Annotated in this window: 18 protein-coding genes and 2 tRNA genes; 10 read left to right on the plus strand and 10 right to left on the minus strand. The window is 60.2% G+C overall.

Annotation, left to right across the window (positions count from 1 at the left end):
- Nucleotides 1-46: 46 nt before the first annotated feature.
- The 4 genes from ISN74_RS11925 to ISN74_RS11940 form a co-directional block, all read right to left on the minus strand.
- On the minus strand, nt 47-1,561 hold the full coding sequence (locus ISN74_RS11925; protein WP_229679394.1) for a SulP family inorganic anion transporter: 1,515 nt from the start codon (nt 1,559-1,561) through the stop codon (nt 47-49).
- A gap of 10 nt (nt 1,562-1,571) precedes the next feature.
- On the minus strand, nt 1,572-2,249 hold the full coding sequence (locus ISN74_RS11930; RefSeq protein ID WP_188800925.1) for a carbonic anhydrase: 678 nt from the start codon (nt 2,247-2,249) through the stop codon (nt 1,572-1,574).
- A 157-nt stretch (nt 2,250-2,406) separates the two neighbouring features.
- Nucleotides 2,407-2,775 (minus strand): hypothetical protein, encoded by a 369-nt coding sequence (locus tag ISN74_RS11935; protein WP_188800926.1) that lies wholly within the window; start codon nt 2,773-2,775, stop codon nt 2,407-2,409.
- Between the two features lie 203 nt (nt 2,776-2,978).
- Nucleotides 2,979-4,667, minus strand: a complete 1,689-nt coding sequence (locus tag ISN74_RS11940; RefSeq protein ID WP_188800927.1) for a hypothetical protein — start codon at nt 4,665-4,667, stop codon at nt 2,979-2,981.
- Nucleotides 4,668-4,991: 324 nt separating this feature from the next.
- On the opposite strand from ISN74_RS11940, the gene rnt reads away from it, so the two are divergent.
- The 6 genes from rnt (at nt 4,992) to phoU (ending at nt 10,614) form a co-directional block, all read left to right on the plus strand.
- Nucleotides 4,992-5,654, plus strand: a complete 663-nt coding sequence (gene rnt, locus ISN74_RS11945) for a ribonuclease T (RefSeq protein ID WP_188800928.1) — start codon at nt 4,992-4,994, stop codon at nt 5,652-5,654.
- A 151-nt stretch (nt 5,655-5,805) separates the two neighbouring features.
- Nucleotides 5,806-6,843, plus strand: a complete 1,038-nt coding sequence (gene pstS, locus ISN74_RS11950) for a phosphate ABC transporter substrate-binding protein PstS (protein ID WP_268235718.1) — start codon at nt 5,806-5,808, stop codon at nt 6,841-6,843.
- A 110-nt stretch (nt 6,844-6,953) separates the two neighbouring features.
- Nucleotides 6,954-8,108 carry an ABC transporter permease subunit gene (locus tag ISN74_RS11955; RefSeq protein ID WP_229679395.1) on the plus strand — a complete coding sequence of 385 codons (1,155 nt, stop codon included), beginning with the start codon at nt 6,954-6,956 and terminating at the stop codon, nt 8,106-8,108.
- Nucleotides 8,108-8,974, plus strand: coding sequence for a phosphate ABC transporter permease PstA (gene pstA, locus ISN74_RS11960; protein ID WP_188800930.1), 867 nt, complete (start codon nt 8,108-8,110; stop codon nt 8,972-8,974). The genes ISN74_RS11955 and pstA overlap by 1 nt, the downstream gene beginning before the upstream one ends.
- A complete protein-coding gene (pstB, locus tag ISN74_RS11965) occupies nt 8,967-9,770 on the plus strand; it encodes a phosphate ABC transporter ATP-binding protein PstB (protein ID WP_188800932.1) in 804 nt (267 codons plus the stop codon). Before pstA ends, pstB begins: the two co-directional genes overlap by 8 nt.
- A 109-nt stretch (nt 9,771-9,879) precedes the next feature.
- Nucleotides 9,880-10,614 (plus strand): phosphate signaling complex protein PhoU, encoded by a 735-nt coding sequence (gene phoU / locus ISN74_RS11970; RefSeq protein ID WP_188800933.1) that lies wholly within the window; start codon nt 9,880-9,882, stop codon nt 10,612-10,614.
- A gap of 53 nt (nt 10,615-10,667) precedes the next feature.
- Here phoU and ISN74_RS11975 read toward each other — a convergent pair whose 3' ends face one another.
- The 3 genes from ISN74_RS11975 to rnr are packed head-to-tail and all read right to left on the minus strand — an operon-like array spanning nt 10,668 to nt 14,271.
- The gene (locus ISN74_RS11975; protein ID WP_188800935.1) at nt 10,668-10,952 is read right to left on the minus strand and encodes a CBU_0592 family membrane protein; all 285 of its coding nucleotides are present in this window, start codon (nt 10,950-10,952) and stop codon (nt 10,668-10,670) included.
- Nucleotides 10,952-11,692, minus strand: a complete 741-nt coding sequence (rlmB, locus tag ISN74_RS11980; RefSeq protein ID WP_188800937.1) for a 23S rRNA (guanosine(2251)-2'-O)-methyltransferase RlmB — start codon at nt 11,690-11,692, stop codon at nt 10,952-10,954. Before rlmB ends, ISN74_RS11975 begins: the two co-directional genes overlap by 1 nt.
- On the minus strand, nt 11,689-14,271 hold the full coding sequence (gene rnr / locus ISN74_RS11985; RefSeq protein ID WP_188800939.1) for a ribonuclease R: 2,583 nt from the start codon (nt 14,269-14,271) through the stop codon (nt 11,689-11,691). Before rnr ends, rlmB begins: the two co-directional genes overlap by 4 nt.
- A gap of 150 nt (nt 14,272-14,421) precedes the next feature.
- On the opposite strand from rnr, the gene ISN74_RS11990 reads away from it, so the two are divergent.
- A tRNA-Leu gene (locus ISN74_RS11990) sits at nt 14,422-14,506 on the plus strand.
- Between the two features lie 182 nt (nt 14,507-14,688).
- On the opposite strand, the gene ISN74_RS11995 is transcribed toward ISN74_RS11990, so the two are convergent.
- Together ISN74_RS11995 and ISN74_RS12000 are read right to left on the minus strand one after the other, a co-directional pair.
- Nucleotides 14,689-15,375 (minus strand): NADPH-dependent F420 reductase, encoded by a 687-nt coding sequence (locus tag ISN74_RS11995; protein WP_308420780.1) that lies wholly within the window; start codon nt 15,373-15,375, stop codon nt 14,689-14,691.
- Nucleotides 15,335-15,772 (minus strand): DoxX family protein, encoded by a 438-nt coding sequence (locus tag ISN74_RS12000; protein WP_188800943.1) that lies wholly within the window; start codon nt 15,770-15,772, stop codon nt 15,335-15,337. Before ISN74_RS12000 ends, ISN74_RS11995 begins: the two co-directional genes overlap by 41 nt.
- A gap of 108 nt (nt 15,773-15,880) precedes the next feature.
- Between ISN74_RS12000 and ISN74_RS12005 the strand changes: the two genes are divergently transcribed.
- A complete protein-coding gene (locus ISN74_RS12005) occupies nt 15,881-16,825 on the plus strand; it encodes a LysR family transcriptional regulator (protein WP_188800945.1) in 945 nt (314 codons plus the stop codon).
- A 263-nt stretch (nt 16,826-17,088) separates the two neighbouring features.
- Here the strand turns inward: ISN74_RS12005 and ISN74_RS12010 are convergent, their stop codons facing one another.
- The gene (locus ISN74_RS12010) at nt 17,089-19,032 is read right to left on the minus strand and encodes an SUMF1/EgtB/PvdO family nonheme iron enzyme (protein ID WP_188800946.1); all 1,944 of its coding nucleotides are present in this window, start codon (nt 19,030-19,032) and stop codon (nt 17,089-17,091) included.
- Nucleotides 19,033-19,137: 105 nt separating this feature from the next.
- Between ISN74_RS12010 and ISN74_RS12015 the strand changes: the two genes are divergently transcribed.
- Nucleotides 19,138-20,253, plus strand: coding sequence for a ribonuclease D (locus ISN74_RS12015; protein WP_188800948.1), 1,116 nt, complete (start codon nt 19,138-19,140; stop codon nt 20,251-20,253).
- Between the two features lie 53 nt (nt 20,254-20,306).
- Nucleotides 20,307-20,382 (plus strand) — tRNA-Ala (locus ISN74_RS12020).
- The last annotated feature ends 191 nt before the right edge of the window (nt 20,383-20,573 follow it).

Below are 20,573 nucleotides of genomic sequence, written 5' to 3' on the forward strand. Positions count from 1 at the left end.
ACAGCGCAAGCCGGGGCGACGGGCATTGAAACATCCTGGCGAGCAGCTACGCCGCCTTGCGCAACCCCTCTACACGCCGATGCAAGGCATTCCAATCCACCACCAGCTCACAGCCGCGAGTCGGAGCATTGCGTCCCCAATCGGCGAGTAGTTCCAGACATGCCTGATCGACATGATTAAGGCGGTCCACTTCCAGCATCAAACGCGTGTTTGGTGGTACGCGTTCAAGCGTACGTGCCAGTGCAGGCACCTTCAGGAAAGTGGCCGAACCATCAAGCTGCAGCAACACGGTACCCGGTTCATCATGTTTCCCCAGATCCACCTGGAGCCGTGATGACTGCACCGCCAATCGCAGCAATGACATCGCAAATCCAATCAACACGCCCGTCAACAGATCCGTGGCAACAATAGCGAGCGTGGTGACCAGATAGATCAGCGCCGTACCGCGTCCATACGCGGCGAGGCTGTTTATCTGCCTGATGTTCACCATCTTGATACCGGTGTAGACCAGGATACCGGCCAGACAGGCGATGGGTGTCATGCGCATCAGCCACGGAAGCAGCATCGCAAACACCAGCAACCAACCGCCATGCAGGATCGTCGCCATGCGTGTCGCTGAGCCGGCCTGCACGTTGGCAGCGCTGCGCACGATAACCCCGGTCATGGGCAACGCACCCAGCATGCCGCAAAGCACGTTGCCCACACCTTGCGCGGTCAGTTCGCGATCGTACTGGGTCCGTGCGCCGTTGTGCATGCGATCGACTGCAGCGGCCGAAAGCAGTGTCTCCGCACTGGCGATCAACGCAAAGGTCAGCGCCGCCACCAGCAGAGACGGTTGCGACAAGGCCGCCAGACTGTCCCATGTAGGCAACGAAACAGCCGCAAACAGGTTCGAAGGCACGTCCACTTTCTTCACGCCCACACCAAACCACTGCACCGTCGCGGTAACGACCACCACGGCCAGCAATGCACCGGGGACAAATCGCAATGACTGCGGACGCAGTTTGTCCCACCCCAGCATAATCGCCATCGTTACAACACCCACCGCTAGCGCCGCCATGCTGCCGCCCTCTCCACTTATCGCATCCATCGTGGCACCCGGCAACGCAGCAAAGTTTTCCAATCCCCGTGCCTTGGGAATCGCATCCATCAACACGTGCAACTGCGAGGCGACAATCAGAATACCGATGCCCGACAACATGCCTGCCACCACGGCAGGCGACACCATGCGAAACCACACACCTACCCGTCCCAGACCGGCAAGGACCTGAATCAAGCCAGCGAGAAGTACAACCGGCCCCAATGCAGCAACGCCGTATTCGCGTACCAGTTCAAATACCAGCACCGCCAAGCCAGCAGCGGGGCCGCTGACCTGGAGGGGCGATCCAGCGATCGCCCCCACTACCACGCCACCGACGATGCCGGTGATCAAACCTGCCGCTGGCGGCATACCCGATGCAATGGCAATACCCATGCACAGCGGCAACGCCACCAGAAACACCACGATCGAGCCGAGCAGATCACGGCCGAACAATCCTTGCGAAACATATCCTCGTATCACGACACGCTCCTCAGGCCGCCGACACTGTGGCAAAACGCATGTGCGGCGTCGCTTCGGGCAAGTTGTCCATACCGTGCCTGAGCGCGACAAAATGCCCTCGCCGCGCATCGAACGCTTCAATCTGCGCATGGGCGATGTCGTAAACCCAGCCATGAATGCATAGGCTGCCGCTCGCCATGGCTGCCGCGACCGCTGGCAACGTGCGCAGATGCTCAAGCTGTCCGACCACGTTCTCGCGCGTCAGGCAGCTCAAGCATTCATCGTCCGACAGCTTGGATGCGCTCTGTTCCACCACATAACGGGCCACATCGGCATGCCTGAGCCACGCCGCGACGGACGGCATGTCACGCATCAGTTCCGGTTTGCGCAGCGCCTTCATGGCGCCGCAGTCGGAATGGCCGCAGATGACGATGTGCTGCACCTTGAGCACCCGCACAGCGTATTCGATCGCGGCCACCACTCCGCTTACGTGCTGTGCGTAGGGCGGCACGATGTTACCGATGTTGCGATAAACGAAAAGCTCGCCAGGCTGCGCGTTGAACATCAATTCGGGCATGACGCGCGAATCGGCGCAGGTGATGAACATGGTGCCCGGGCTCTGACCGGCGGCCAGCTTTTTGAACAGGTCGCGCTGATGCGGAAAAACCTGATGACGAAAGTGTTCGAAACCCTGGATCAAACGCTTCATAAAAAAACCTCACGGTGCAATAGATCGCGGTGGTCATCACCACCGTTCGAATAAGTGACGCGATAGCGGCAGCGCGCGGACATGCCACGCGTCGGACGTAGGCCGATGCGCTTATCGGTTGCGCAGGAAAACGGCGGCAAGCATGCCGCCACACGCATCACGCGAGGTTTGGAGGCCGCAGCAACGAAGTGATCGGTGCAGGATAAGAAGCAGCACTGGCGCTTAAAGGCACAGCACAGAGGACATAGTCCAACGAAACACGTAAGGGGAGAAGCAGTGCCGGCTCATCGTCGGCATCGTTGTCGTCAGCGAGGACGTTACGGCTGCCGGACGCATCATCGGCCACTGTCTGCAACGCACTGTCGCTGCTTGCAGCATTGGCAAGCAAGGTGCGTTGCGCTACGCCGTGCAATAAGGCACCTGCGCGAACATGTGTACTGACGACCGCACCGCCATTCATCAGCAAGAGTGCGATGAATGCGCAGAGCGTGCGCAGTAATGATCGAGTGCGGTTGCACGACAACATGGCGTAAAGCTATCGGATCGCGATGCTGCGCTGCAAGTCAACATGCGTTCGAACATGAATGCACAACATGGCCGCCATTCACGTTGATGTCTTTTCGAAGGCGATCACGCAAAAAGCAAACGGCGGGCCTTTGCCCGCCGTTTTTTCCATCCTTGGGTCGAACTCCGTTGCGATAACTGTTGCAGCTATTCGTTTCTCGCCGATCAGAACGGGTAGTAACGCAAGCTGGTGAAGAACATGTTGTCCGAAGTGCTCGGAGCATTGCCCTTGCTGTCGGTGAACAGCTGACGCGAAGCATGCGAGAACTGCGTACCGAACTGCACGCGACCGAACTTACCCTGGTAGAACTTCCACCAGAAGCCGATCGACTGCTCGGAGATCTGGCGGGTCTGGCCAGTGCAATCGCTGGGCGCGCCGTAGATCAAGCAATCGCTGTTGTTGTAGCCGAGCAGCGGCGAACCATAACCGAACGGCAGGCCATTCGCGCCGGAGGTCAGGTAGCTGTCTTCCTGCTCACGACCACCTTCCACGTACAGATCGAAGGCGTCGGAGGCATGCCACGTCAGCGTACCGAGCGCCATGTTTTCCTTCAGCGGATGCGGCGAGCCGCTCGGCGTGTAGGTGATGTCGTTCAGCTGAGCCGAACCGTAACGGCCAATGCCCTTGCCGCTCATGCCCGAAATCTGCAGGTCCAGGACCTTCGGAACCAGCGGCAGCAACATGCCGATACCGAAGCCACTGCCATGCGCAGTCTGATTGGTGGTGGCTTCCGGACCGCCGGCGGCGGTGGTCGGCGTCACGCGCGTGGTGAATTCACGCGAAATGCCGAACAGTTCGTAGTGACCCCAACCCGGATCAGCCGCAGCCTTCACGATGATGTCCGGAATATCGTTCAACGACACCGTGTTGAGGGTGTCATAGGTATTGCCCGCCTGGATCGTAGCCGTCGACGTTGCATAGCCCTTGGTGCCTGCACCCGCCACCGAGCCGATGCCGGCCGTCTGCGGATTTTCCAACGACAGCGCCAACCACCACTGCTTGTTCCAATCCTTCACGATGCGAAGCTGGGTCTGACGAGCCCACGTAAAGCCGGCGTTGTACTGTGCGTCGATGGTGGGCGGCAGCACTTCCTTGCCGGGGGTGATACCCGTGCTTTCCAGAGTCAGCAGCGACCATGCCTGACCAGCCAGGAAATGCAGGCCGTAGGTGTCCCAATCCAGGTTCGTCCACAACTGACGGACGCGCGGGTTATACGAGTTGCTCTCGTTCATGTTCGCCGTCTGGGCGCCACCGAGGAAGTCCATCTCGTAGTAGCCGGTCACGTGCGTAACATCGTTGATGTCGGCCTCTGCCTTGATCGACAGACGGCTCTGACGCGAGCTTTCCAGCCACTGGTCATTACGAGCGTTGGTGACCGGATAGGTGGTGGTAGCACCGCTGCCGGTGTTGATCGGCGCCGTGCTCGTGCCACCCGGGAACGGAATGTTGGAGAACTTGCTGTTGATGTCATCGCCCGTATCACGTGAGCGATACACCGATTCGGCCGCCAGGAAGCCACCGAGGGTCCACTTCACGCCGCCGAGGCCGCCGAAGGTGTCACCACTCTTGGATGCAACCTGCTGAGCAGCCTGCTGTACCTGCGCCTGCGTCGCTGCCACCTGAGCCTGGGTAGCCTGCACGCTCTGCGCGGTCTGCTGCTGAGCCTGCGTCTGCGCCTGAGACTGCGACTCCAAATCCTGAACCTTCTGCTCCAGTGCCGCGATCTCGGCCTTCATCTGCGCCAGTTCGGCGGCGCTGACGGTCACTTTTTGGGACGTCTGAGCAGACACAGCGGTAACGCTGGTCAAGCCCAAACCGGCAGCGATGGCCACCGTGAGCATCTTGGAACGCATGTAATTGTCTCCGCTTTATTGATGAATCCACCGGCGTCTCTAGATTTCCCCTGGAGGGTCACCGGTGGGTTGGGCGCATCATCGGGCGGGAGGTTTACCGTTAGATGGATGTTATGTGACAGAACGAAGACAAAACCATACGGTTGGTCATTCAGGTGTTACGGAAAGCGCAGAGCGTCAGCGCAGGGCAAGCAACACGGCCTCACGTGCCTTTGCCAATCCGGCGCCTGTCACACAGCTGTCGATACGGCTGAAATAAAGGTCCCGCGCCCACTTCTTGCCTGTATTTCCGCTCTCCGTTCCCCGCTCTTGTATGCTTTACGGATGGAGCAACTCAATAACAGTCTGGCGGCCCGACTGGCCGACCGTTTCCGCGGCTTCCTGCCAGTGATCGTGGATGTAGAAACCGGCGGCTTCGACGCCGAACGCGACGCACTGCTGGAAATTGCCGCCGTCATCATCGGCATGGACCAAGAGGGCAATCTGTACCCTCACCCGGCCGTTTCCACGCATGTAGAGCCTTTCCCCGGCTCCAACATCGATCCGCGCGCACTGGAGATCACCGGCATCGATCCGGACAATCCGCTGCGCGGTGCGCTGGATGAGCGCATTGCACTGGACCATATCTTCCAGCCGGTGCGACAGGCGATCCGCCAGAACGAGTGCCAACGCGCCATCCTGGTCGGACACAACGCAGCGTTTGACCTCGGCTTTCTCAATGCGGCTGTGCGGCGCGTCGGCCACAAGCGCAATCCGTTCCATCCGTTTAGCTGCTTTGATACGGCCACGCTGAGTGGTCTGGCCTACGGACAAACCGTGCTAAGCAAAGCGGTGCTGGCATCGGGCCATACTTTTGATTCCCGCGAAGCGCATTCGGCGGTGTATGACGTTGAGCGCACTGCGTTGCTTTTCTGTCGCATCGTCAACCGCTTGCGTGCATTGGAAGTACTGGAGCTGGAGCGGGTTGGTACGGTGCTTCCGGAGTAGAAATATCAAGTTTCTGACGCAGCTAAACCTCAAGATTTTGCGATTGTCATCAAGCTGCAATATTCATCTCATCTCATTGCAACACCCAGACCCTGCAATAGCGGCACTTGGCATTCATCGATCCGCCACTGCCCGCTCATAAGGAGCCTTTGTGTTGACCTCTTTCAAACTTCCGTCCCGCCTCGGCACGCTCGCCTTCGCGGTTGCCGCATCCATGCTCGGCATGACGACGGCTCAGGCCACCGACATCACCGGTGCTGGCTCCAGCTTTGTTTACCCGGTCATCTCCAAGTGGTCGGCGGCTTACGCCGAGAAGACCGGTAATCACATCAACTACCAGTCGATCGGTTCGGGCGGCGGCATTGCGCAGATCAAGGCAGGCACCGTGGACTTCGGCGCTTCCGACAAGCCGCTTGATCAGGATGACCTGGCCAAGTTCGGCCTGGGTCAGTTTCCTGACGTGATCGGCGGCATCGTACCGGCCTTCAACGTTGCCGGCGTTACCCCGGGTTCGCTGGTGCTGGATGGCCCGACCCTGGCTGACATCTACCTCGGCAAGATCACCACCTGGAACGATCCGGCCATCGCCAAGCTCAACCCGAGCCTGCACCTGCCGAGCTCGCGCATCACCGTGGTGCATCGCTCGGATGGTTCGGGTACCAGCTTCAACTTCACCGACTATCTCTCCAAGGTCAGCCCGGATTGGAAGTCGAAGGTGGGCGAAGGCACCGCCGTGAACTGGCCGGCCGGTATCGGCGGCAAGGGTAACGAAGGTGTGTCCGCTTACATCAAGCAGATTCCGAACTCCATCGGCTATGTCGAATACGCTTACGCCGCGCAGAACAAGCTTGGCTACGCGAAGATGAAGAACGCCGCCGGCAACGTCGTGGAGCCGACCATCGCCAGCTTCCAGGCCGCCGCCAACACGGCTGACTGGAAGAGCGCCAAAGACTTCAACCTGCTGATGACCAACGCTCCGGGCGCGCAGGCGTGGCCGATCACTGCTACCTCGTGGGTGATCATGTACAAGACGCCGAAGAATGCCGTCAACACCAAGGTTGCCTTCGACTTCTTCAAGTTTGCGTATGAACACGGCCAGGATTCGGCCCGCGCACTTTATTACGTGCCCCTGCCCGATTCGTTGGTACAGCAGATCGAAAGCTACTGGTCCAGCGAATACAAGATGTAAGCTGCACGCTGTCGCAAGGACAGCCAGCAGCATGACCACCTGCGACGCGCGCAACGAACGGTTGCGCGCGTCGTTCTGATTGTTAAAGACAACTGCGGAAACGCCTCAGCATGCAAGCGACAAGCGCCGAACCGCTCGCCCGTGATACCGAACATCGTTCGCGCGCCGATGCCCGTCACGACCTCATCTTCCGATTGCTGCTTCGTTGCTGTGCGCTGGTCGTATTAGCCACGCTGCTTGGCGCAGCCATCTCCACCCTGTGGGGCGGCCGCGATGTACTGCTCAAGGATGGACTCCACTTCCTGTTCAGTTCTGACTGGGATCCGGTCGGCGATCGCTACGGCGCGCTCGCGCCGATTGTTGGCACGCTGGCGACATCGCTGATCGCATTGATCATCGCCGTGCCGATCAGTTTCGGCATCGCCCTCTTCCTCACCGAGATCGCACCGAACTGGATGCGCAGCCCGGTCGCCACCGCGATCGAACTGCTTGCAGCGATTCCTTCGATCATTTACGGCATGTGGGGATTGTTTATCTTCGTGCCCTTCATGGCTGCATACGTCGAGCCCTGGTTGGGCGACTTCTTCGGCAATACTTCGTTGAGCGGCGGCGAAGAATTCTGGCGCACTGCCGTTGGCACCGTCATTTTGCTCATCCCGATCTTGCCGATGTTCCTTGGCCTGCTGCATCGCTGGGTGCAAGGCATGGCCTTGAACATCCTTGCGTTCATCCTTGCGCTTGCCGTGAGTGCATCGCTGTCTTACGTGTTGATGCTCAGTGTGTTGCCGAATTTGTTCAGCGGGCCGCCACTGGGTCTTGGCTTGCTTACCGCGGGCATCGTGCTGGCGGTGATGATCCTGCCCTTCATTTCTTCGGTGATGCGAGAAGTGTTCCGGACCGTACCCGCACGGTTGAAGGAGTCCTCGTACGCGCTGGGCTCCACCACCTGGGAAGTGGTGTGGGACATCGTGCTGCCCTATACCCGCTCGGCCGTGATCGGCGGTATCTTCCTGGGACTGGGCCGTGCGCTCGGTGAAACCATGGCAGTCACTTTTGTGCTGGGCAACTCGTACAACATCACCGCTTCGCTGCTGATGCCGGGCACGTCCATTTCGTCCAGCATCGCCAACGAATTCAACGAGGCGGTGGGTCTGCATCGTTCCGCGCTGATCGCGCTGGGCTTCCTGTTGTTTGTCGTGACCTTCATCGTGCTGCTGATCGCCCGCCTGATGCTGCGTCAGCTGGCTCGCAAGGAGGGACGCTGATGTCCGCCGTCTATACTCGCCGCCGTATCACCAACGTTATCGCGCTGGCGCTTAGCGGCTGCGCCACCCTGATCGGCTTGGTGTTTCTGGTGTGGATCCTGTGGATCACCGCGCAAAGCGGCTTCGGCGCACTGAAGCTGACCCTGTTCACCAAGATCACGGCTTACGGCGCCGATGGCGGTTTATCCAACGCTATCGTCGGTAGCTTGATCATGGATCTGATGGCCATCCTGATCTGCGCGCCGATCGGCATCATGGCTGGCACCTATCTGGCTGAATATGCCAGTTCCACGCGCCTTGGATCGACGATCCGTTTTCTCAACGACATTCTGCTCTCCGCGCCGTCGATCGTGCTGGGCCTGTTCGTGTACGTGATCGTGGTACTGCCGATCAACGAACTCACGCACGGCGCCATTTCCTTCTCCGGCTTCGCCGGCAGCGTGGCGCTGGCATTGATCGGCTTGCCTGTGATCGTGCGCACCACCGATGAAATGTTGCAACTGGTGCCCGGCACGTTGCGTGAGGCGGCATTGTCGCTTGGCATTCCGCAATGGAAATTGACCGTGCAGGTGCTGATGCGTGCGGCCTTCTCCGGCATCCTCACCGGCATCCTGCTGGCGCTGGCGCGCCTGGCCGGTGAAACCGCACCGCTGCTGTTCACTGCCTTCGGCAACATGTACATGACCGCGCACCCGCTGGACAAAATGGCCAGCCTGCCGCAAACGATCTATCAGTACACCAACGATCCTGACCCGGCATTGCATGCGATTGCCTGGGCTGGTGCGCTGCTGATCACCCTGTTCGTGCTGGCACTGAGCCTGCTGACCCGCATCCTGTTTTCGCGCAAGAAGGTGAGTTATGAATGACCTCGCCGCCGCCACCGCGGCGCCCCTGACCGGTGCTGCGGCGCCTGCCAAGATCAAGGTGCGCGATGTGCACTTTTATTATCACGGCTACCATGCGCTGAAAGGCATCAACATGGATATCCCCGAGAAGCAGGTGACTGCGATCATCGGGCCGTCCGGTTGCGGCAAATCCACCCTGCTGCGCATCTTCAATCGCATCTACGCGATCTATCCGAAGCTGGAAGCCAAGGGCAGCATCGAGCTCGACGGCGAGAACATCCTCGATCCGAGCTACTCCATGAACCGCCTGCGTACCAAGGTCGGCATGGTGTTCCAGAAGCCGGTCCCCTTCCCGATGACCATCTTCGAAAACGTAGCCTACGGCATCCGCCACCACGAAAGGCTGTCGCGTGCCGACATGGATATCCGCGTCGAGCAAGCGCTGCGCAGCGCCGCGTTGTGGGATGAGGTGAAGGACAAGCTCAAGCAAAGCGCACTCGGCCTTTCTGGCGGTCAGCAACAGCGCCTTTGCATTGCGCGCGGCATTGCATTGCGTCCGGAAGTGTTGCTGCTGGACGAACCCACTTCCGCACTCGACCCGATCGCCACCGGCCGTATCGAACAATTGGTGGAAGAACTCAAGCACGAGTACACCATCGTCATCGTCACCCACAACATGCAGCAGGCGGCCCGTTGTTCCGACCGTACCGCCTTCATGTACCTGGGCGAGCTGATCGAGTTCGACAACACCGAAAAGATCTTCACCAAGCCCGGCAAGAAGCAGACCGAAGACTACATCACCGGTCGCTTTGGTTAATTCATTTCACTCCCTCTCCCCTGCGGAGAGAGGGATGGGGTGAAGGGTCAACCTCGCGAGATCCAACCAGCGAGCGCCCTTCCCTACCAACTTAAACGAGGCAACACCCATGAGCGGCAGCAGCAAGGAACACATCATCAAGAGCTACGACGACGAACTGATGCGCCTGACCGGCGAACTCGTTCGCATGGGTGAGCTGGCAGTGAGCCAGCTGGAAGCAGCCATCGACGTGGTGGACCGCCGCGACGAACGCGCTGCACAGCATGTCGTCAACAATGATGACGCGATCGACCAGCTCGAACAGGAAATCAGCCACGACGTGGTGCGCTTGCTCGCGCTGCGCGCGCCGATCGCTGGCGACTTGCGCAACGTTTTCGCCGCGCTGCGTATCGCTGCGGACATTGAGCGCATCGGCGATTACGCCGCCAACGTCGCCAAGCGTTCCATTCCCTTGTCGATGGCCGCACCGTTGACCCCAACCGGTGGCCTGGCCCATCTGGCCGAACTGGCCGCCGAGGAAGTGCGTGAAGTGCTGCGCGCCTATCGTGACCGCGACGCCGAGCGCGCCTACAAGGTGTGGCAGGACGACGTGGAATTGGACGAAGCCTATACCGCCTACTTCCGCGAACTGCTGACCTACATGATGGAAGATCCGCGCGTCATCACGCCGTGCACCCATCTGCTGTTCATGGCCAAGAACATCGAACGCATCGGCGATCACGCCACCAATATCGCTGAAAACGTATGGTTCCAGGTGAAGGGCGAGCCGCTGATCGGACAGCGCGACAAGCGCGACCTCACCTCCAATCCGGAACCTGTGAAACTCGGTGATCGACCGGATTGATCGGCGACCTCGTAGCTACGTAGGTTGGGCACCCCAACCTACGCAGCGTTTCATCAGGGTTGCATCTTATGGCCGGCTTCACGCGCCTCACGACGCAAACGTGCACCGCGCCAAATACCATAAACACCAATAAGCAACCAAGCCACCTGCATGAAGAATGCTGAGGCGTTGAACGAACCAAATATCAGCGACAGCATGACGCCCACCGCACCCAGCACATTCATCAGCTGATAGATCAGCCCGTTGCCATGCAGCTTGTGGGCTTGCAGCAGCAAAAAGGCCAGCAGCACCAGAACTACGCCGATATAGCCTGCCCAGTCATGCCAATGAAAAGTCATTATCGGCTCCTTTGACGCAAGGCTTCAAACAAAACGATGCCGGTAGCCACCGACACGTTCAAGCTTTCCATCGTACCCGGCATCGGAATCTTTGCCGCGAAGTCACAGGTCTCGCGCGTCAGTCGGCGCATGCCTTCGCCTTCGCTTCCCAACACCAGAGCTACCGGCCCTTTCAGGTCGATATCGTAGATGGATTGCTCGGTATCGCCTGCAAGGCCAGTGATCCACACGCCGGCGTCTTTCAAGGTACGCAATGCGCGCGCCAGATTGGTGGCCGCAATCAGTGGCACGCGATCGGCGCCGCCAGCCGAAGCGCGGCGCACCACGGGTGTGAGTCCCACCGCACGATCTTTGGGCACAATGACCGCCGTGACATTGGCTGCCGCTGCACTACGCAGACAGGCACCCAGATTGTGCGGGTCGGTGACGCCATCAAGCACCAGTACCAGCGCATCGTTGCCGGCTTTCTCCAGCAGGCCCGGCAAATCGTTTTCACCGGCCATGGGTGGCGCCTGATACAGCGCCACAATGCCTTGATGCCGTGCTTCGCCAGCTACACGATCGAGCTGCTCGCGCGGCCGATGATGCACCGGAATCTTCAGTGACTTCGCACGCTCGGCCAGCTCATGCACGCGCGCGTTGCGCTGGCCGTTCTCTACCAGCACTTCGCGTACGCGCTCAGCGTCGTTGCTTAGTGCGCCTTCGACCGGGTTAATCCCGACGATCCAACTTTCGCTCATCGTTTGCCTTTCGGTTTCTGAGTGCGGGCCTTGGTGGCTCGCGTCTTGGCTTTGGTGACAGCGTTGCCGGCTGCCGGCTTGCCTTTGCGTTTGTCTGCCACGGCAATCGGCCGACCGGCCGTCGCTTTCTTCGTGGGTTTGCCAGTTCCATGCTTTGCCGCCCGATCACGTCCTGGTAATGGCGGTAACGATGGCAACGGTGTGCGGTTAGCAGGCAAAGAATAGCGCTCGCCCGCTGCGGGGTAATCGTAGCGTTTTGCCGCTGTCCCTGGCGCCGGTGCTGGCGCGCCCTTCTTGCCAGGCGGCACCAACCGGAAATCGATCTTGCGATCCTCCAGGCTGGCTCGTAGCACCTGCACACAAACGTGATCGCCAAGGCGGAACTGCAAGCCGGTACGTTCGCCCTTCAATAGGTGACGAACCGGATCGAAGTGATAGTAGTCGTTCGACAGCTGGCTGATATGCACCAAGCCGGAGACTTTCGATTCCTCCAACTCCACGAACAAGCCGAACGAGGTGACGCCGGTCACCGTGCCTTCGAATTCTTCACCGACATGCTTGGCCATCCACGCGCAGCGGAAACGCTCATCCACATCGCGCTCTGCCTCTTCCGCACGACGCTCACGCTGCGAACAATGCACGGCCATCGCCGCCATGGCGGCGTCCGTGTATTCGTACGCAGAAGGTTTGCCGCCCGTCAACGCATAGCGGATTGCGCGATGCACCAGCAGATCGGGATAGCGGCGGATCGGCGAGGTGAAGTGCGCGTAGGCTTCCAGCGCCAGGCCGAAATGCCCGCGGTTGTCGGGTTGGTAGGCCGCCATGCTTTGCGAGCGCAACAGCACCGACTGAATCAGCTCGCGTTCGGGGCGATCTTGCACCATGCGCAGCACGTCGGCGAAATCGCCGGGCGTTACTTCTTCCACCGGTGGCATGCGCAGCTTGAACTCGCGCAGGAACTGCTGCAGGTCTTCGTATTTCTCCACCGGAGGTGGTTCGTGCGCGCGATACAGTGCAGGGATCTTGCGCTTGGACAGGAACAGCGCCGCCTGCACGTTGGCGGCGATCATGCATTCCTCGATCAACTTGTGCGCATCGTTGCGTTGGACGGCGCCAACGGCTTCCACTTCGCCGGTCTGGTCGAGCCGGAACTTGACCTCGGGCGTTTCGAAATCGATCGCGCCACGGCGGCGGCGTTGCTCGGCCATCGCTTTGTATAGCGCGTGAAGGTTTTCCAGTTGCGGTAACACGTCGGCCACTTCGTGGCGGGCGTCTGCATCCTGCAAGCCAATCGCTTGCCACACCTTGTCGTAGGTGAGGCGTGCATGCGAGCGCATCACCGCATCATAGAATTTGGATTTCACCACCTCGCCGCTGGCATCAACTTGCATGTCGCAAACCATGCACAGGCGCTCGACCTTCGGATTGAGCGAGCAGATACCGTTCGACAAGGTCTCCGGCAGCATCGGCACCACAAAGCCGGGGAAATAAGTGGATGTGCTGCGCTCGTAAGCCTCCTTGTCCAGCGCGCTACCGATGCGCACGTAATGCGACACATCGGCAATCGCCACTACCAACCGCCAACCGCCGCCACGCTTGGGCTCAGCATAGACGGCGTCGTCGAAATCGCGAGCATCTGCGCCGTCGATGGTCACCAGCGGCAGCTTGCGCAGATCCGTGCGGCCTTCACGCTCGGCTGCCGTCACTTCGGGCTCGATCTGCGCCGCGTCACGCAGCACTGCCGGTGGCCATTCATGCGGCAGGTCATGGCTGGCAATCGCCATTTCCACCAGCAGCGAAGGCTGCAGGCGTTCACCCAGTACCGCGCGAATCGCCCCCAGCGGGCCGCGATGGGGAGTGGGCGGCTCCGTGATCTCGGCCACCACGATCTGTCCGGAACGCGCACCCTGTTCCTTGCCGGGCGGAATCATCACGTCCTGGTGCAGCCTGCGATCGTCCGGCACCACCACGGTGACGCCGTTGTCGATCACCACACGCCCCACCAGTCGCGGTGAGCGGCGCTGCAACACCTCCACAATGGCACCCTGCCGGCGGCCACGCCTATCCAGACCCACCACACTGGCCAGCACGCGATCGCCGTGCATCACACTGCGCATCTGGTAGGGCGACAAGTAGAGATCGTCGCCGCCTTCGTCCGGGCGCAGGAAGCCATAGCCTTCGGCGTTAGCTAGCACCAGACCAGGAATCAGATCCAGTTTGCGCGCCGGGGCATAACCACCACGCCGGCCCAGCAGCAACTGGCCATCGCGCACCATGGCGTTAAGGCGCTTGGCCAGGGCGGTGATGCTGTAGACATCATCCAACCCCAGCGCCTCAGCGATACGCGCCTCGGTCAGCAGTTCACCACGCTCTTCCAGTAGTGCGAGGATCGCCTCACGGCTGGGGATGGGGCGCTCGTAGCGCTCCGCCTCCCGCTTGGCGAACGGATCGGCCGGTTGTGCTTCGCCACCCGCCACCGCGCTGCCGCGTCGACCGCCTTTCGGCTCACCGCTGCGTACCTTCGAAGCCTTTGCCACCTTTCGTGGCGCCTTATCCTTGCCTGGATTTTTCTTGGTCATGCGCTAAGTATCGCCTCAGATGAACGGTTTCGATAAGCACCAAACCGAAATCGCATCGTCGCGATAGACGCCGTGAAGAAATAGTTGACAACTCGCCTGACGATCCCTACTCTACGCGGCTCACACCGGCTGAATATCGATGTGACACCTGCCCAGGTGGCGGAATTGGTAGACGCACTAGTTTCAGGTACTAGCGGGTAAAACCGTGGAGGTTCGAGTCCTCTCCTGGGCACCAATGGATAATCTAAAGACTGTCCAATCCGATCCAAGAGATCGAGAAATAAACCCGCTAAAAGCGGGTTTTTTTATGCCTGAAGTATCCGAGGGTGTCCATTCGAATCTAAGGATGGATCGTTAACCTGTGTCGGTCACAAGCGCCTTTCGTCCTTCGTGAGTTCCTGTCGAACTGTTCAAGATTCAAGTCCCACTGGTGGGATTCGAATGAATCAGGCTGTGCATCGTCAGCGGGCCACCGAATTGTTGCAGCAAACCGCCTTCTGCCAGGCGCCCCAGAATGATGGGACTGAAGCCAAGCTTGGCGACGAGCGATGCAACCTGCTCGTTGGCATCAGCGTGATCGCCCGAAACGAAGATCGTGCGATGACCCTCGGTCCGACGCGGCTCATCCGCGAGCACTGCCGCCGGCAGCGTATTGAACGCCTTGACGACTTTGGCGCCCTTGAATTGCGCCGCCACCACCTGACTGGAAGGCCGTCCACCAAGATCCAGCGGTTTGAAGGCGGGAAACTCGATGGCGTTTGTGGCATCCACCACGATCTTGCCGGACCAGTCACTGCGCGACTTGGCGACCTCCTCCACCGCCCCGAACGGGACGGCGAGGATGATCACTTCCGCAGCCAGTGCGTCGGTGGTTTCTGCGGCACTTACGGTAGGACCAAAGGCTTGCAGTGCATCTTTCAGTGAGGCAACTCCGCGACGATTGGCGATGACAGCCTTGATCTTGCTCTGGGCAAACTGTTTGGCGAGGGCGCCGCCGATGGCGCCCGATCCGATAATGGCGTAGCTCATGAGATGTCTCCTGTTGGACGATCGATGCGAGGGATCAATGCAACTTGCTGTCGAGACTGATCCGCCCTGCACCACGTGCAGTCAGCAGCAGGAAGCCGCCGGCGATCGACACGTTCTTCAAGAACATGATCATCTGGATCTGATCGGCGAAGTTGGTATGGGCCACGAGTGCCGTCAGCAGCGAAAAACCCGCCAGCAAGAACGCTGCTACACGCGTCTTCCAGCCGAAGGCGATGGCCAGGCCGCCAAGAAGCTCGGTGGCAATCACCGCCGGAAGCAAAACATTGGGAACGCCCAGCGAGGACATGTAGGCCATGGTGGCGGCGTAAGCGGTGATCTTGCTCAGGCCGGAGAGCACAAACAGCGATGACAGAAGGACGCGGCCACCGAGTTCAGCCGTATCGCTGAGCTTGATGCTGGAAGACGTGGTGCTCGTGTTGGTTTTCGTAGAAGCAAAAGTTGACGTGTTCATAGCAATCTCCAGTGGTTGGGTGGGACGATGTGTGCATACTAAGAATCCCGAATTGGTGGATAAATAGCTTTTTGAGGTAGTATTTATCCCGAATAAAGGGACAATCCAATGGACCGATTCCTATCGATGCAGGCGTTCGCGAAAGTGGTCGAGGCCGGCAGCTTCGTACGCGGCGCTGAGAAGCTCGGCATGTCGACAACGTCGGTGTCGCGACTGATCGCCGAGCTCGAAGAGCATCTCGGCACTCGCCTACTGCAGCGAACGACGCGCCGGCTCCATCTGACGGATGCCGGCCACCGCTTCATCGAACGCGCGACACAGTTGCTTACCGATCTGCAAGAAGCGGAAGCCGAGGTCGGTTCAGCAACAACGACACCACGGGGGCGGCTGCGCATCAGCGTGCCGCTCACGTTTGGTGTTCGCCATCTGGCCGAACTATTTCCCCGATACCGCATGACGTATCCGGAGGTGGAACTTGAAGTACATTCCACGGATCGACGCGTCGACCTGATCGAAGAAGGCTTCGATCTTGCCCTGCGTCTATCACTGGAAATTCCTCCCACCTATGTCGCGCGGCCACTGACGGTGGTGCGGCTGGTGGTTTGCGCGGCGCCCGACTATCTCAAGCGCCACGGCACACCGCGCGCACCGCAGGACTTGGCGGAACACAACTGCTTGACCCTGCCGAGCGGAGGATTCGAGGGGCGCTGGCCACTCCAGGACGCAGACGGTGTTGTTACCACCGTTCGTGTTCGCGGCGACTTTCGTGCCGACAGTGGCGATCTGCTTCGCAGCGCCGCGCTGGCGGGACAAGGGATCATTCTGCTGCCTACATTCATCGTCGGCGACGATCTTGCGCGCGGCGACCTGGTGCCGTTACTGCCGACATGGCGACCACCGCATACCGACGCCATGATCATCTACCCGACTCGCCGATTCGTCTCCGCGAAGGTCCACACATTCACGGAATTCCTGCAACAGCAATTCGCCGGTGATCCCCCGTGGGATCGCTGGATGACTGTCCGGCATCGCCCGGATAAAGCGGCTAAGTGAGGCATGCAGTCGTCAGTGAAAATTCAATGCAATGCGAAACCGAGCAAAGCGACCCATGTAGATGCTTCCATAGCAAGCAGAACATCTCTCGTCAGCCGAATATCTCACCCGTCGTCCCGGCGCAGGCCGGGACCTAGCGACTTTCATACTGCGTGTCCGCATAACGTGACATCGCTGTAGAAACGCAAAGTCACTAGGTCCCGGCCTGCATCGGGACGACGGATGGTGCATTGCGAGTAAGCAGAGTGACGCCTCGGCGTGAATTACAACTCGCGCAAAATGCGAAAACCCACGCGCCCGCTGCGAACGCTCGCATCAGCCCCTTGGCGATACGCCGAGTTGGCCTGTTCCGGCGAGCTGCCCCATGAGCCACCACGCACCACGCGCACTGAGCAACCAGGATTCACCCAAGCACTACCATCAACGGGCGCGCGAATGTAGTTGTCGTGCCAGCAATCGGTCATCCACTCCGAAACATTGCCGTCCATGTCGTAAAGACCAAATGCGTTGGGTGCAAAGCTCATCACGGGCGCGGGTCCCCAGTAACCATCGCCATAACCCTGAAACGCATGGCTCCAGCGCCGTCCGCTCGGTGAACGGTCAAACGATCCGGTGAGATTTTCCACCTTGCTCTTGGGCGTGCCACTGCCCCACCAATAGCGCGTGGTGCTGCCAGCACGCAGGGCGTATTCGAATTCCGCCTCGCTCGGCAGACGGTACTTTTTACCGGTGCGCTGGCTCAGCCATTGCGCATAGGCATTGGCGTCGTTCCAGGAAATGTTCACCACCGGCAGATCGTTGGCGGCGGAATGCCCAGCGTAATCGTCATCCCATGTCGCGCCAGAATCGTCGCGCATCACGCCGGTGCGCTCATCGTAAACACTGGAACCATTGCCGACCGATTCGGGTTTGTAACCGCTGGCGCGGACAAACTCGCGGAACTGACCCACGGTGACATCCGTCTGCGATAGAGCAACGCCCTTGCTGATGGTGATCTCATGTTGCGGTATCTGCACATCGGTGCGGCCTGGCTCGCCATCCGGCGCACCCATCATGAAACTGCCCGTAGGCACGACCAGCATGGTCGGTGACTGGCCGTTCATGTCCACAAAGCGATCGGTGAAAACCTGACCGGGCTTGTAACTGGCATACAGGCGCGCGTTGGTGAGCTGTACTTCAAACGCATCGAGGCCCTCCAGTTGCGGACTGATCGACTGCGCCTGCCCTGCCAATTGCTTGGCGAGTGCAAGATTGCCGGCATCCAGTGCCGAACGTGCCTGCGCCAGCACGCCCACCGCACGTTGTTGGCGAATATTGTCGACCTGCGTGCGCACATCCTGCAGTTGCGGCGAACCAGGCTGGATGGTCTGCGCTTCGGTAATTGCCGCCTCGGCACCGGCAAAATCATTCTGCGCTACGGCTGCCAATGCGCGGTCGAGCACCATGCGCTGCACCTGCAAAATCCCTTCCGACGCCACGGTGTTTTCCGGATCCAGTTTTTGTACCTGGCGATACAGGTCCAGCGCATCATCGCCACTCGGTTTCTCACCCTTTCCTTGCTGCAGCAAATCCGCCGCCTTCGCCAACATAGGGCGCACCGTGATCAGCGTCTTCATGCTGGCTTCCAGCGGCGGGATATCGGTTGCGGTGTTGGGCATGACCTTGAGGTATTCCAGCAAGGTGCCGGCGGCCTCGGAATCACCGATGGCGATGTCCTGCGTGATTTCGGCAATCAGGTGCGTGCGCACCTGATCCAGGCCTTGTACCGCGGCGCGGCTGTCTGGCTTGAGCTTGACGGCCTGCTCATACAACGCCGCCGCACTGCTCTTGTCGCCCGCAATATGACCGGCCAGGAACGCCTTGTTCGCGCGCTCGATCAGCGCCCGTATCGCCGGAGGATCGGCCGTCAGCTGCTCCGGCAAGTGCACATTGGAGCGGCTAAGACGTGCAGCAATTACGGCGGTCGGCGCCAGTGTCAGCGGCGGCCCGGCGTTGAGCTCATCCTGCGCTGTCGGTTGAACATTGCCCGCCCCCGCGGTCGCGGCGCGCGTCAGGCGGGTCGCTGGCGACGGTGGATTCGCCACTTCCTCGGGGCTGACGTGGAAGATTTCCGGGAAAAAGTGATACGTGAGGCCAAATGCCAGCACGAGCACGCCGAGCGCCCCGCCAAATGCGCGTTGACGTTGTACGGTTTCCTTGCTCGGCATGTTGGGCGTTCCGTGGCTGGCCTGCTATGGTTCACTGCTTACCTTATGGCACCCATGATGATGGGGCAATCGTGAATCGCTTGGCCCCTCATCCCAAGGAAAATAATGACCCTGCCCGCACCGCCGCCCCAGGCAGACTGGATTGACCAACGCAGCCAGCTTGAACAATGGCTGACCCCACTCTCGTCCGGCGCCGTGCTTGCGCTCGATACCGAGTTCATGCGCCGCAATACGTTCTACCCCCAACTTGCACTGCTGCAATTGGGATGGAACGAGCGTTATGCGCTGATTGATCCGCTGGCCTTCGACATCGCCAAAGCACTGCAGCCGCTTGAAAGTGCAAATATCGTCACACTGATGCACAGCGCCAGCGAAGACCTGGAAACCCTGGCGCCATGGTTGCCGGAAGGGCCGCGCGTACTGTTCGACACGCAGATTGCCGCCGCCTTCGTTGGCATGGGATTGGGTATCAGCTATCGCGCTCTGGTGGCCGAACTGGCTGGCGCCGAGCTCGACAAAGGCGAAACACGTTCCGACTGGATGCAACGGCCGCTCACCGCCTCGCAACGCACCTACGCCACGCTGGACGTGGTCTATCTGCACACCATCCACCAACAGCTGGCCGAACGCCTCGCGCAACGTGGTCGCACCACTTGGCATGCGGAAGACTGCGAACGACTCAAACGCAAGAGCTGCCAGCGTTCCGGCGATGCGCAGCCACAACTGGCCTTGCGCGGCGCTGCCGAGTGGCCGCGTGAACAGCAGGCCCTGCTACGCCGCATCCTGCTTTGGCGCGACGCTGCAGCACGCCGACTGGACCGACCGCGCCCATGGCTGCTGGAAGACGCGCTCACCCTGAGCCTGACCCAGCAACCACCAAAACATCCCGACGAGCTGGAGCAGCGCAGCAGCGGCCAACGCGCCCTGCGCTCCCAGCAACGCACCGAACTGTTCGAATTGCTGGCTCCACCTGTCAGCAGCGAAGAAATGGCCGCCACCACACCTATTCCGCCCTTCCCGCAGGGCAAGGCCAAGCAGGCCCTGAGCGCCATGAAGGACGCCGTCGACACCCTAGCCACCGAACTGGACCTGCCCCCCGGCCTGCTCTGCTCCCGCAAGGTGCTGGAGGAATACGTCGTCACGCGCACCTGGCCCGAAACGCTGGAAGGCTGGCGCCGCGAAGTGCTGCACGACCGCCTCAGCGCCCTGCTGCCCGGCTAGGGCAAGGGGCTTGGCTCCCTAACGGCTCCGCTGCTACCATGTGTTGCTTACGTGGGGCGGTAGCTCAGCTGGGAGAGCGTCGCGTTCGCAATGCGAAGGTCGGGAGTTCGATCCTCCTCCGCTCCACCAATTCAATACCCCGATGCATTACAAAAAACCGCGCTACAGCGCGGTTTTTTGTTTCTTCGAATCCAGCGTATTTCCCGGATGTCCCTTGGTGGAAATCCTGCTTCCAAATGGCTCAAGTCAGAGATGCCGTGCATGGGCCTTGTGCAGCCGATGCCACTCACCGCCTCCCCGGCTTCGGGGATTTCTCTTTA

This window comes from Dyella caseinilytica (assembly GCF_016865235.1).
Taxonomy (GTDB): Bacteria; Pseudomonadota; Gammaproteobacteria; order Xanthomonadales; family Rhodanobacteraceae; genus Dyella_B; species Dyella_B caseinilytica.